Here is a 12,553-nt window from a genome sequence, read left to right as displayed (position 1 = left end):
GCGTCGAGGGCGGCCCCGGGACGCGCACGCGGAGTACCGTCGGCGGTATGGGCGATGCGCAGCGCGGTCGGGTCAGGGTGGAGACGAGTCGCAAGCGGGTCCGGGTCCACCTGGCCGGTCACCAGGTCGCGGATTCGTCCGCGCCGGTGCTGGTCTGGGAGAACCCGCACTATCCCGCCTACTATCTGCCCGCCGCCGACGTGACGGCGGAACTGGAACCCAACGGCAGCACCCGCCACTCCCCCAGCCGCGGTGAGGCCACCGGCTACGACGTGGTCGTGCCCGGCCACACCGCCTACGGCGCGGCGCTGCGCTACCTGGATTCGCCGATTCCGGAACTGAACGGACTGGTCCGCCTCGACTGGGAGGCGATGGGCGAGTGGTTCGAGGAGGACGAACCGGTCTACGTGCACCCGCGGAATCCGTATTCGCGGGTCGACATCCTGGCCAGTTCCCGTCACATCCGCGTCGAGATCGACGGGGTGACGGTCGCGGACTCGCACAGTCCGCACATCCTGTTCGAGACCGGACTGCCGCCGCGCTACTACCTGCCGCTGGTCGACGTGCGCACCGACCTGCTGATCCCCTCCGACACGCACACGAGCTGCCCGTACAAGGGCACGGCGGACTACTGGACGGTGCGCATCGGGGAGACCGACCACCACGATCTGGTGTGGATCTACCGCACGCCGCTGCCGGAGAGCCAGAAGGTCGCCGGACTGGCGTGCTTCTACAACGAGAAGGTCGACATCTACGTCGACGGCACGCTCGAGGAGCGCCCGAAGACGCCGTTCAGCTGATCATTCGGCGATCTCCAGCACGCCCTCGTCGACCGCCCATTTGATGGTCTTCTCCAACTGGGCGCAGGTGTCGGGCCTGCCGGGCGCGTTGCCGCGCGAGGCGAGTTCGGCGAACACCGGGCAGTGGTCGGCCGGATTGCCCGTCCACTGCACCGAGGTCTGGTGCGAGCTGGCCTTGCGGACCAGCACCTGACTGTGGCAGGACTGACACCGCAGCGGCGTCAGCCCTTCCTCCAGGTAGCGCTGCCGGTCCACGACGGTCTGGGCCCGCACCGCGGCCAGCCGTTCGGGCTGATCGGCGAAGTCGGGTGCCTTGGCCCAGGTCGCGGCCATCAGACACTCGCCTCCGCTTGCTTCTCGGCTTCGGACGCGGCGGCCGATTCGGTCTCGGCCTTGCGGCGCAGGTTCTCCGCGACCTCGGCCTCCCACGCCTCGTTGGCCTTGGTCGTGTCGACCTCGAACTCGAAGCGCTGGGTCATCTTCTCGGTGACGTCGGCTACGTCGACGTAGAACTGGTCGTACCAGCGACGCAGCTGGTAGACCGGGCCGTCCTCCTCGCACAGCAGCGGGTTCTCGACCTTGGACTTGTGCTTCCAGATCTCGACGTCCTGCAGGAAGCCGACACTGATGCCGTCGGTCATCTTCGCCGCCAGCTTGTCGGCCATCTCGCCTTCCACACCCTGCGGCTTCTCCAGGGTGATGCCCCACTGGAGCACGAAGGAATCCTGGCTGACCGGGTAGTGGCAGTTGATCAGGACGCTTTTGACCTCGTAACCGCTGTAGACATTGACCAGCGGGTTGATCATGTAGGAGGGCCCGAAGTAGGACGCCTCCGACTTGAGCAGCGTGTCACCGGAGTACTTGGAGGCCATGCCGATGTCGGGCCGACCCTTGGTCTCGAGGAACTGGGTGGCGATATGACCTTCGAACACGTTCTTGAAGTACGTGGGGAACGCGAAGTGGATGTAGAAGAAGTGCGCCATGTCGACCACGTTGTCGATGATCTCGCGGCAGTTGGCGCCCTCGATGAGCATCGAGTTCCACGTCCAGTCGGTCCAGCCGCTGTCGAGTTGCTCGGTGGCGTTGCCCGCGGCGTCGGTGTAGGGGCCGACGATGTGCGGGATGGTCACCTCCGGCGGCGGCGGGTTGCCCTCGTGGTCGTGCCAGACGAAGAGCTGGCCGTTGCGTTCGAGCGTGGTCCACTTGCGGGTGCGGGCCAGTGGCGGCACGCGCCGCGCGTACGGGATCGCCGAGCATTTGCCGGTCGTCCCCGACCAGCGCCAGTCGTGGAAGGGGCAGGCGATGTCGTCGCCCTTGACCTCGCCCATGCTCAGATCGCCGCCCATGTGGCGGCAGTAGGCGTCGAGTACCCGCAGTTCACCGTCGCCGTCGGCCCAGACGACGAGTTTGGTGCCGAACACGTTCACCGCGTGTGGCTTGCCGTCCCGGAACGTCTTGGCCAGGCCGATGCAATGCCATCCCCGCGCATACCGGGTGGGTGCGGAGCCCACATCGAGCTCCCTGACCTTCGCACCGCTCCCCTGTGGGGTCACCGCCATCGCGAATCCTCCTCCTTCTGTACTAGAACACGTTACAAAAATGTCCCGTTCGACGCCAGCGATTCCGGCTACTTCCAGCGAAAGCATGACTTTCGCCCCCAATAGGCACCTGTTCTCGACACAGATAAGAACCTGTTCTAGTCTCAGAGGCAAATGAGTACCGGTTACCAATCCGACCAGGCAGGAGCAGGTCCCGAGATGACGCAAGAAGTGACCGAACGGGTCGAAGCGCTGTTGCCGACGCTGCGCGAGAAGGCGCAGGAGGCCGAGGACCTGCGGCGCATCCCCGACGAGACGATGAAGTCCCTCCAGGAGACCGGTTTCTTCCGACTGCTCCAGCCCAAGCAGTGGGGCGGCTACGCGGCCGACCCGGTCACCTTCTACGACACCGTCCGCACCATCGCGAGCGCCTGCGGCTCCACCGGATGGGTCGCGGGCATCATCGGCGTGCACAACTGGCACCTGGCGCTGTTCGACCAGCAGGCCCAGGAAGACGTCTGGGGCGAGGACACCGAAGTCCGCATCTCCTCCTCCTACGCCCCCATGGGCGCGGGCGTCGTCACCGGCGACGGCTACACCGTCAACGGCTCGTGGGCCTGGTCGTCCGGGTCCGACCACGCCGACTGGGTCGTCGTCGGCGGCCCCGTCATCAAGGACGGCAAACCGGTCGACTTCGGCAGCTTCCTCATCCCGCGCAGCGACTACCGCATCGACGACGTGTGGAACGTGGTGGGCCTGCGCGGCACCGGCTCCAACACCGTCGTGGTCGAGAACGTGTTCGTCCCGCGGCACCGCTTCCTCAGCTTCCGTGCGATGAGCGACCTGAAATCCCCCGGTCTGGAACAGAACACCGATCCGGTCTACAAAATGCCTTGGGGCACCATCCATCCCACGACCATCTCCACCCCGATCGTCGGCATGGCCTACGGCGCCTACGCCGCGCACGTCGAACACCAGGGCAAGCGCGTGCGCGCCGCCTACGCGGGCGAGAAGGCCAAGGACGACCCGTTCGCCAAGGTCCGCATCGCCGAAGCCGCCAGCGACATCGACGCCGCCTGGCGTCAGCTCTCGGGCAACGTCGCCGAGGAATACGCCCACCTCGTCGCGGGTGAGGACGTGCCCTTCGAGTTGCGCCTGCGCGCCCGCCGCGACCAGGTCCGCGCCACCGGGCGGGCCATCGCCTCCATCGACAAGCTCTTCGAGAGCTCCGGCGCCACCGCGCTGGCCAACGGCACACCGCTGCAGCGCTTCTGGCGTGACGCGCACGCGGGCCGGGTGCACGCCGCCAACGATCCCGAACGCGCCTACACGGTCTTCGGCTCGGGCGAATTCGGCCTGCCGATCACCGACACGATGGTGTAGGAGGAGATTCCGTGACCTCCACCGTGGAAATCACCCACGAATCCACCTCCCGGTACGCCCAGGTGCGTCCCGACCTGCGCCTGCACTACCACGAGGCGGGCGTCGGGAACGGGCCGACGATCGTGCTGCTGCACGGCGGCGGACCCGGCGCGTCCTCCTGGTCCAACTTCTCGCGCAACATCCCGGTGCTGGCGAAGGACTTCCACGTCCTGGCCGTCGACCAGCCCGGCTTCGGGCTCTCGGACAAACCGGTCGAGCATCCGCAGTACTTCGTGCACAGCGCCGCCGCGCTCAACGACCTGCTCGACCACCTCGAAATCACCGGACGCGTACACCTGCTGGGCAACTCGCTCGGCGGCGGCGCGGCGGTGCGCTTCGCCCTGGACTACCCCGACCGCGCGGGCAAACTCGTGCTCATGGGACCGGGCGGACTCAGCGTCAACGTGTTCGCGCCCGACCCCACCGAAGGCGTCAAGAACCTCGGCAAGTTCAACTACGAACCCACCCGGGCCAACCTCGAGGCGTTCCTGCGGATCATGGTCTTCGACCAGAAACTGATCACCGAGGAACTCATCGAGGAACGCTTCGCCTCGGCCAGTCAGCCCGAATCCCTGGCCGCCACCCGCGCCATGGGAAAGTCGTTCTCCGGAGCCGACTTCGAGAAGGGCATGCTCTGGCGCGAAGCCTACAAACTGCGCCAGCCCGTACTGCTCATCTGGGGACGCGAGGACCGGGTCAACCCGCTCGACGGCGCGATCGTCGCCACCAAGATGATCCCGCGCGTCCAACTGCACGTCTTCGGCGGCTGCGGACACTGGGCGCAGCTCGAGAAATTCGACGAGTTCAACAAGCTGGCCACCGACTTCCTGTCCGGTGGACGCAAGGAGGGGTGATGGGGATCCGATCGCTGGGCTACCTGCGCATCCAGGCCACCGACCTGGCGGCCTGGCGCGACTACGCGCTCAAGGTGCTCGGCATGGTGGAAGGCAAAGGCGGCGACCCCGACTCGCTGTACCTGCGCATGGACGAATTCCCCGCCCGACTGGTCATCGTGCCGGGCGAAGCGGACCGCCTGCTGGTTTCCGGCTGGGAAACCGCCAACGCCGGTGAACTCCAGGACATCCGTGACCGACTCGACGCCGCCGGCGTGCCCTTCAAGGAAGGTACCAAGGCCGAACTCCAGGACCGGCGCGTCGTCGAGTTGATCCGGTTCGAGGACCCCTCCGGCAACACCCTCGAGGCGTTCCACGGTGTGGCGCTGGAACATCGGCGACTGGTCTCCCCCTACGGGCACCGGTTCGTCACCGAGGAACAAGGACTCGGGCACGTCGTGCTCAGCACCAGCGACGACGCCGCCGCGCTCACCTTCTACCGCGACGTCCTCGGCTTCCGACTGCGCGACTCCATGCGTCTGCCCCCGCAGATGCTCGGACGCCCCGCCGACGGCGAACCCGCCTGGCTGCGGTTCTTCGGCTGCAACCCGCGTCACCACTCGCTGGCGTTCCTGCCGATGCCCACCCCCAGCGGCATCGTGCACCTGATGATGGAAGTCGAGAACGCCGACGACGTCGGCCTCGCCCTGGACCGCGCGCTGCGGCGCAAAGTACCGATGTCGGCCACCCTCGGCAGGCACGTCAACGACAAGATGCTCTCGTTCTACATGAAGACCCCCGGCGGCTTCGACGTCGAATTCGGGTGCGAGGGACTCGAAGTCGAAGACGAGTCGTGGATCGCGCGCGAATCCACCGCCGTCAGCCTGTGGGGTCACGACTTCAGCGTCGGCGGGCGGCCGCAATGACCGACGGGGCCGCCGAATCCGTCACCGAACCGGAGATCGACCCCCGCCGGTTCCGTAACGTGTTGGGACAGTTCTGCACCGGCATCACCGTCATCACCGCCTTCGACGCCGACGCGGCCCCCATCGGGTTCGCCTGCCAATCGTTCGCGGCGCTGTCGCTGGAACCGCCGCTGGTGCTGTTCTGCCCCGCCAAGACCTCACGGTCCTGGGCGGCGATCGAGGCATCCGGGCGTTTCTGCGTCAACGTGCTCGCCGAGGAACAGCAACCCACCTGCGCGCGCTTCGGCTCCCGCGAACCCGACAAGTTCGCCGGAATCCCCTGGCGCACTTCGGACCTGGAGCTCCCGCTCCTGGACGACGCGCTGGCCACGATCCAGTGCACAGTGGACAGCGTCGTCGACGGCGGCGATCACCACATCGTGATCGGCCGCGTACAGGCCCTGTCGGAGTCCACCGACTCCGGCAGGCCCCTGTTGTTCTACCGAGGCCAGTACACCGCCATCGAACCGGAGAAGACCACCCCGGCCCCCTGGCGCGCCGACCTCGACCACTTCCTCACCACCACCACCCTCGACACCTGGCTCTGAACCCCGTTCACGCCACGCGCGGCCGCACCTCGACCACCAATTCGGCGTCGAGTGCGGCCGCCAGCCTTTCCAAGACCGGGAGACTCGGCACCGTGCCGCCCGCCTCGAACCGCGCCACCGCGGATTGGGTCATTGCCGCCGCGTCGGCCAGCGTGCTCTGACTCCACCCGCGATCCTCGCGCATCGCGCGAATCGTGCGCCCGAGCTCATAAGCCAGCCGCGCCGCGTCATAGGCTTCCCGCGCTCCGGGCTCCCGCAACCGCCGCTCCCGCAGCGCCGCCCACTCGTCCCGTTCACCCATCGCCGTCCTCCTCCACAGAGTGCCGCTCCCGCAAGCAACGCCGCATAGCCTCACGCGCCCGCTCGATCTCGCCGCGCTCCCGCATCCGCGCCTTCACGAATACCGTCATGAGGATGATCCGCCTACCTGGCGCGATCCAGTACGTGATCCGCACCGATCGACCGTCGAGGTGGAATCGCAGTTCGCGTAGTTTGCCATCGAGTTGACGCGTGTAGGGCTCGCTCAGCAGCGGACCTTCGGCCGCCAACAGATCGATGTAGAACGCCGCCCTCGCGAAATCATCCGTGTCGAGTTCTTCCAACCATGCACGCACCTCTGGCTCGAGCTCGACGATACCCCATCCCATAGCGTTGATGCTATATTTCTGACGGCAACTCTCATCGTCGATGGCAATCGCACCAGGCCAGAGGCGATTAGGCGGGGGCGGTGGGGAGGGCGAACCAGCCGGTGGTGGGGTCGGCGTAGCCGTGGTAGAGCAGGGGGATGCGGCTGTCTATGGAGAAGTGGGTGTAGACGGCGAGCATGGCTTCGCGGACGGCGTCGTCCTGGAAATCGTCGACGCGGCGGGGGCCGATGGGGTGCTCGGGGAGCAGGGACAGGCGGGCCATGTCGTCGGGGTCGGCGAGGTCGAGGCCCGCGGGGCTGGTGATGGCGTGATCGTGCAGGATCTCGCGGGCGGGGTCCGGGTCGGGCGCGGGGGCGGTCAGGGCGTGGAAGTCGACGTGGATCGCGGAGGGATCGGCGTGCGCCTGGATCAGCGTGATCAGGTCGGGGCGCGGCACGGTGAGCCCGGCGCGCAACGGGGTCTGCTCGAGCAGGTGCAGGATGCAGTGGCCGCGGATCAGGGGTTCGGGCGCCAGGAAGGCGGCCAGCACGGGATGGGGATAGTCACGGCAGGTCAGGCAGGCTTTGACGGACGCGGGATCGGTCATGCTGCGCTCCCTCCGGGAGGGGGCCGCCGCGCGGGTGGGCGACCGCGGATGGGTGGTCCGTGGAACGCCGAGCGAGCTCGTCTCGCCCGACCGGGCGCATCTCGAGTATAGGAGGCTGGACACCGCCCGGTCTGCCCCTGAACCACGACCTGTTACCCGAACACCGTTCGGCCGCAAGTCACCTGAGGCCGCGCCCCGAGGGCTGACGTGCGGATTCGTCCACAACCGTCCCCAGCCCCCTCGCCGCGGCGTATCCGCCTCAGCGCACCTCGCCGACCGACTCCGCACAGGTCGACGCGTCCGCGAGTTCGTCGGCGAGGAACACCGTCTGCGCCATCATCCGCAACCCGGACATACGCTCGCGGAACACCTCGATGGATTCCTCCGGGTGCACCGAATCGATCACCGCGTGCGGCCCGATCGCGTTGAACTGGTGACTGACCCCGCGCGGGATCTGCATGTCCACGAACGAACACGGCGGCACGATCAGGTTGTGCCGGACGCGGTGCACGCCCGGCGGGGTGTCGGGCAGGTCGTCGACGAACTGTTCGGGCGTGAACGGGGTGACGCCCGCGACGTGGGTGACCTCGAACGGGGACAGCGACCCGACGCGGATGCGGGTGTCGGGCCCGGTCATCATCCGCACGAACCGCAGTCCGGTGTGCAGGTGCATGCGCGAGCAGATGCCGCGTTCGGTCACGTCGTAGAAGTCCATCAGGTAGCGGTCGGCGAAGAATCCGTCGAACGGTTTCTCGATCAGGTAGACGTCGCCTTCCTCGAAGGTCTGCGAACGCACGACCCCGTCGGCGTCGGGTGTGGTGGCGGCGGGCGCGGACTTCGCCGTCCGCACGATGCCCGCGAACGCCTGCACGACCGCGAGCGCCACCTCGGGAGGGAAGGTGGCCACCGGGGTGACGGCGTTGCTGCCCGCGTCGACGAAGTCGGCCACCCGGTGGACCTCGTTCTCGTCGTCGGCGACCTGTTTGATCCGGCTCATCCGGCGGTGACTCCTCTCCGTGCCGTCACCGCGGTCACACCTCGAACGCGCGCAACCACAACTCCAGCGACAGCACCAACCACAGCTTGCCGCCCTGCCGCGGCAGCAGCGCGCCCTCCCCGCGCATCCACGCGCGCAGGGTGTCCTCGCGGAACAGGCCGCGGGCCCGCGCGGAGCGTCCGAGCAGCAGGTCGTGGCCGAGTTCGCGCAGCGGACCGGACAGCCATTGCTGCACCGGCACCCGCATCCCGCTCTTGGGGCGGTCGACGATGGTGGCGGGCAGCAGATCGCGCACGGCCTCCTTGAGGATCCATTTCTCGGTGGCGCCCGCGAGTTTCTGCCGGGGCGGAACACGGAAGGCGTGGTCGATGACCGCCCGGTCGAACAGCGGCGACCGGCCCTGCACGCCCGCGGCGGCGGTCAACCGTTCGACCTTGGTGAGGATGTGGTGCGCGCCTTTGGTGCGCAGGTTGGTGTGCAGGAGACGGTTCAGCAGGCTCGTCATGTGACCGGGGCCCAGGTAGGGCGCGACCTGGTCGGTGAGCGGCGGGGCATCGATCAGTTCCGCGAGGACGTCGGGACTCAGCAGGACCGGAAGGTCCGAATAGCACTTGCGGTAACTGTCCAGGTAGGCCATGGCGCGGGCCGCGGGGCTCGGATCGGTGCGGGTCAACTCGAAGATCAGCATCGGCAGGTTCTTCGGGCCGCCGAACACCGGGTCGCCGCCCTCGCCGTTGAGCACCGCGCGCACCCCGTCGGCGGCGGCGGCTTCGGCGAGCATCAGGTTCGGCACGGTCAGCGGGTCGCCGACCGGACAGTCCAGCAGGGCGACGGTGTCGGCGAGGCGGGCGGCCACCGTCTCCCCCGGCACGGTCAGCACGCGGTGCGCGGTGTGGCAGTGCGCGGCGACCAGACCGGAGTAGGCCAGTTCGTTCGGGGTGGTCCCGGTGAAGGCGATCGAATACGAGCAAACCGTCTGGTCGTGGTTCTTCGCCGCCAGCGCGGTGACCAGGCTGGAATCGATCCCCCCGGACAACAGCACCCCCACCGGTTCGCCCGTGGGCAGTCGCCTGCGCGTCGCCTCCTCGAGCAGGGCGCGCAGGGCCAGGGCGTGTTCGGCGGCGGGTCGGTCGTCCTCGATCTCGGTCGGCTCCCAGAACACCCGCTCGTCGCTGGTGCCGTCGGGACGCAGGCGCAGGCAGCGGCCGGGCAGGGCTTCGAAGACGCCGCGCAGCAGCGTCTCCCGACCCGGGAGGTAGGCGAAGGTGAGGAACGCGCGCACCGCGGGCAGGTGCAGGCCGGTCCGCAGTGCGGGCCAGCGCGTCAACGGGCGCAGCGAATCCGACACCAGCCATTCGCTTCTCGACTTCGCGTAGAACAAGGTGCGGGCGCCGACGTGGTCGCGGATCAGCAGCAGATCCGGCCCTTCGGCGATCGCCAACGCGAACATCCCTTCGGCCCTGGCGATTCCGTCCAGGCCGAACCGGGCGTAGGCGTGCAGGAGCAGGTCGCCGTCACGACAGTCGGGCGGCAGATCCGCGCCGAGACTCGCGCGCAGACGGTCGGCGTCGAACAGGGTGACCGTCCCGACCGCGCGCAACTCCCCCGCGGTGAACACCTCGTCCGCGCCGAATCCGCGCGCCCCCGCCGCGGGCTCGAACCCGACCGCGCGGACCGTCGCGGCCGGGTCGGCGGTCAGCGCCGCGCACCATCGCCCCACCGTCGCTCCTATCCGAAATCGCCGTCGTCGTCGGAATAGTCGTCCCACGAGCCGTAGTCGGAGGAACCGCTCGACTGCGCGGCGGCCTCCGCCTGCCTGCGCAGTTCCTCCTCCTCCAGCGGGGTCAACGACTCCGGCGGCATCACCAGATTCCACGCCAGCGCGCCCACCGCCACCGAACCGAGCAACAGGCCCAACCGGCCGCCGAAGGAAGAACGGTTCACGGTGAGGGTGCCGTCGCCCCACAGGGTGCGGCCGTAACCGGACTCCCGCGCGTAACGGACCGCGCCGTTGGCGTAGGTGCGCTTGACGAGTTTGCGGCCCAGCGGTTCGTCGGTGCCCGTGTCTCCGTGATTGTCACGCCAATACACCGCGTTCGGGCCGCGGGTGCGCCACTCCTGGCGGCCGTCGGAATACCGGCGGTGCACCGTGCCGTCGGCGAGCAACTCATCGGTGTAGGTGATCTGCCGTCGCACCGACATGGTCGGTCCCTTTCATGCGCTGGGCCAAGTGAGGAAACCCGCGGCGCGCAGGTGGCGCAACGGGACGGTGACGCGCGGACGGACCTCGCGCACGAGTCGATGCACGGTGCGCAGCAGCGACGCCGGACGCACCGCCTCGACCTCGGCGAACCGGCCGCGCCGCAACCACGCCCGCTCGGCGGGGTCCAGGTCCGCGCTCGGCTCCGACCCCGGCCCGCCGCGATGGGTCAGGTGCAGCGCGAACGCTTGCCGAGGCCGCAACCCCAGCGGAGCGACGCGCACACCGTCGGGCAGGCCGGCCAGATCCGGCAGCGCCATCGGGAACTCCAGCCCGGCCGGGGTCGCGTCGTGCAGGACGAACACCGTCGGGCGTTCGGTCAGTGTGAGCATGCGCGCCACGCGCGGGTCCAGCGGGAGCTCACCCGCGCCGAACACCGGACACGCCGACTCCATCGGAATGCCGTTGGCGCGCAACATCTGCGCGACCGCGTCGGATTCGCACACCAGCAGACGCGGCAGGCCGTAGTCGAACAGGTCCGGTTCGGACGTGTGCGCGCCCGCCGGCCGAGGTCGTGCGGGTTCGGGGAGCAGCAGGCCCGGCACCGGACCGTGCTCGTCCAACGCGGCACGGAACTCCGCGAACGACACCGGCGCGGCCACCGTGAACCCCGGCCGCAGACCGCGCGGCAGCGGCGTCAGCGTGCGGCACAGTTCGTAGTAGAGCTGGCCCTCGGTGAAACGCAGATCGCCCGGCGCGGCCGCTCGCCCCGCCGCCACGCGCAACGCACGGCCCAGTAACCGCGCCTTCACCCTGGAGACCACCGGGCAAACCTATCGCCAAGGCGCGCCGACCGGCGAGCCGAGAACCGCCCACGGGCCGCCGCACGAACACCCCCGCCCGCGCTCACGCGGCCGGCCAGGTCAGGAAGCCGATCGCCCGGGCGGCACGCCGATCCGGATCGGTGGCGTCCTCCGCCCGGTTCAGCGCACCGTCCACCGCCGCGATCAACTTCGCGGGCGGCACCGCCGAAACCGGCGAGAACCAGCCCTGCGCCAGCCACTCGAACTCCTGCGGCGACACCAGCGGACGCACCCGGTCCAGATCCGCCTTCGACGGCTGAGCATCGCGCAAACGCAACGCTTTCGGCTTCCCCAGCAGCGACCGCGGCGCGATACCGACCGGCACCCCGCGCGGCCCCAACGCGGCCAGCGCCGCACCCGCGAACAGCAGACCCGCCACACTCGCGTCGTGCAGGATCAGCACCGGAACCCGGGGCGGCAACCGATCCACCCGATTCGCGAACACCATCTGCCAGTTCTCCACCGCGCCGTTGGCCGCCAGACAGGCCCACACCGAACGGTCCTCGCACAGCAACGCCACCCGAGGGAACTCCGGAACCGGCGGCGGGGTGACGAAATCGGCCACCGACCCGTGCGGCGGCGCGCCGTACACCGAGATCCAACGGTTGAACGTGTCCTGGACGAACCGGTCGTAGGTCACCGGCAACCGGACCGGCGACGTGCGCAGGAACCACGGCTTGATCGCCGTCATCCCCAGATTCACCAGGATCAACGCGCCCGCGCCCACCACCAGCGTGATCGCCGGCGGGATGACACCGCTGATCGCCGTGAAGAACGTCACCACCGCGATCGGCACCGACACCAGGAACCGTCGCCCCAGGAACCGGACCCGCAGATCCGGCACCTTGCGCCGCGCCGCCGCGTAATACAACTGCGGCAGCGTGTACCGCAGCCCCCGACCGCCCCCGAGCTTGTCCGCCAACCTGCGCACCCGCATGTCGTGCAGCCCGAGCACCGTCTCCTTCGGCTCCAACGCGAACGCCTGACGACATTTCCCGCACCGCCTCCCGGTGCGCTCCCTGCGCAGCACATTCTGCGCACAGTGCGGGCAGATCACCCCTCACCACCCCCACAGTTCGTCCTCACAGCTACGGAATACCGCATCCCCCGCCCCACCGCGACCGATACCAGGACAATTCCTGATGACGGCCAGG

15 protein-coding genes are annotated in these 12,553 nt (G+C 68.8%); 5 read left to right on the top strand and 10 right to left on the bottom strand.

Annotated features, from left to right (window positions below; all coding sequences use genetic code 11):
- The first annotated feature begins 47 nt into the window (after nt 1-47).
- Nucleotides 48-800, top strand: coding sequence for a DUF427 domain-containing protein (locus tag ON30_RS02570; protein ID WP_040703827.1), 753 nt, complete (start codon nt 48-50; stop codon nt 798-800).
- Here the strand turns inward: ON30_RS02570 and ON30_RS02565 are convergent, their stop codons facing one another.
- Nucleotides 801-1,133 carry a hypothetical protein gene (locus ON30_RS02565; RefSeq protein ID WP_051028862.1) on the bottom strand — a complete coding sequence of 111 codons (333 nt, stop codon included), beginning with the start codon at nt 1,131-1,133 and terminating at the stop codon, nt 801-803.
- On the bottom strand, nt 1,133-2,359 hold the full coding sequence (locus tag ON30_RS02560; RefSeq protein ID WP_040703825.1) for a 3-ketosteroid-9-alpha-monooxygenase, oxygenase component: 1,227 nt from the start codon (nt 2,357-2,359) through the stop codon (nt 1,133-1,135). Before ON30_RS02560 ends, ON30_RS02565 begins: the two co-directional genes overlap by 1 nt.
- A 198-nt stretch (nt 2,360-2,557) precedes the next feature.
- Between ON30_RS02560 and hsaA the strand changes: the two genes are divergently transcribed.
- From hsaA to hsaB, 4 genes are read left to right on the top strand one after another with little or no spacing between them, the layout of a single operon-like run.
- Nucleotides 2,558-3,721, top strand: a complete 1,164-nt coding sequence (gene hsaA / locus ON30_RS02555; RefSeq protein WP_040703823.1) for a 3-hydroxy-9,10-secoandrosta-1,3,5(10)-triene-9,17-dione monooxygenase oxygenase subunit — start codon at nt 2,558-2,560, stop codon at nt 3,719-3,721.
- An 11-nt stretch (nt 3,722-3,732) separates the two neighbouring features.
- Nucleotides 3,733-4,614, top strand: a complete 882-nt coding sequence (gene hsaD, locus ON30_RS02550; protein WP_040703821.1) for a 4,5:9,10-diseco-3-hydroxy-5,9,17-trioxoandrosta-1(10),2-diene-4-oate hydrolase — start codon at nt 3,733-3,735, stop codon at nt 4,612-4,614.
- On the top strand, nt 4,614-5,519 hold the full coding sequence (hsaC, locus tag ON30_RS02545; protein ID WP_040703819.1) for an iron-dependent extradiol dioxygenase HsaC: 906 nt from the start codon (nt 4,614-4,616) through the stop codon (nt 5,517-5,519). The genes hsaD and hsaC overlap by 1 nt, the downstream gene beginning before the upstream one ends.
- Nucleotides 5,516-6,106: a 3-hydroxy-9,10-secoandrosta-1,3,5(10)-triene-9,17-dione monooxygenase reductase subunit gene (gene hsaB, locus ON30_RS02540; protein ID WP_040703817.1), complete on the top strand. Its 591-nt coding sequence runs from the start codon at nt 5,516-5,518 to the stop codon at nt 6,104-6,106. Before hsaC ends, hsaB begins: the two co-directional genes overlap by 4 nt.
- A 7-nt stretch (nt 6,107-6,113) precedes the next feature.
- On the opposite strand, the gene ON30_RS02535 is transcribed toward hsaB, so the two are convergent.
- From ON30_RS02535 to ON30_RS02500, 8 genes are all read right to left on the bottom strand, one after another.
- Nucleotides 6,114-6,407 (bottom strand): helix-turn-helix domain-containing protein, encoded by a 294-nt coding sequence (locus tag ON30_RS02535; protein ID WP_040703816.1) that lies wholly within the window; start codon nt 6,405-6,407, stop codon nt 6,114-6,116.
- Nucleotides 6,400-6,753, bottom strand: coding sequence for a type II toxin-antitoxin system RelE/ParE family toxin (locus tag ON30_RS02530; protein WP_040703815.1), 354 nt, complete (start codon nt 6,751-6,753; stop codon nt 6,400-6,402). The genes ON30_RS02535 and ON30_RS02530 overlap by 8 nt, the downstream gene beginning before the upstream one ends.
- Before the next feature lie 67 nt (nt 6,754-6,820).
- Complete coding sequence (locus ON30_RS02525) at nt 6,821-7,339, bottom strand: hypothetical protein (RefSeq protein WP_040703814.1); 519 nt, start codon at nt 7,337-7,339, stop codon at nt 6,821-6,823.
- 259 nt (nt 7,340-7,598) lie between these two features.
- Nucleotides 7,599-8,336 (bottom strand): hypothetical protein, encoded by a 738-nt coding sequence (locus ON30_RS02520; RefSeq protein ID WP_040703813.1) that lies wholly within the window; start codon nt 8,334-8,336, stop codon nt 7,599-7,601.
- Between the two features lie 34 nt (nt 8,337-8,370).
- A complete protein-coding gene (locus ON30_RS02515; RefSeq protein WP_040703810.1) occupies nt 8,371-10,056 on the bottom strand; it encodes an asparagine synthetase B family protein in 1,686 nt (561 codons plus the stop codon).
- Between the two features lie 8 nt (nt 10,057-10,064).
- Complete coding sequence (locus tag ON30_RS02510; protein WP_040703808.1) at nt 10,065-10,538, bottom strand: hypothetical protein; 474 nt, start codon at nt 10,536-10,538, stop codon at nt 10,065-10,067.
- A 12-nt stretch (nt 10,539-10,550) separates the two neighbouring features.
- Nucleotides 10,551-11,360, bottom strand: coding sequence for a hypothetical protein (locus ON30_RS02505; RefSeq protein ID WP_245553908.1), 810 nt, complete (start codon nt 11,358-11,360; stop codon nt 10,551-10,553).
- Nucleotides 11,361-11,442: 82 nt separating this feature from the next.
- Nucleotides 11,443-12,372 carry a hypothetical protein gene (locus tag ON30_RS02500; RefSeq protein WP_040703806.1) on the bottom strand — a complete coding sequence of 310 codons (930 nt, stop codon included), beginning with the start codon at nt 12,370-12,372 and terminating at the stop codon, nt 11,443-11,445.
- Nucleotides 12,373-12,553 lie beyond the last annotated feature (181 nt).

The sequence above is a fragment of the Nocardia takedensis NBRC 100417 genome, assembly GCF_000308695.1.
GTDB classification, from domain to species: domain Bacteria; phylum Actinomycetota; class Actinomycetes; order Mycobacteriales; family Mycobacteriaceae; genus Nocardia; species Nocardia takedensis.
Note: the sequence above shows the minus strand (reverse complement) of the source record. Positions and strands in the feature narration are given on the sequence as shown.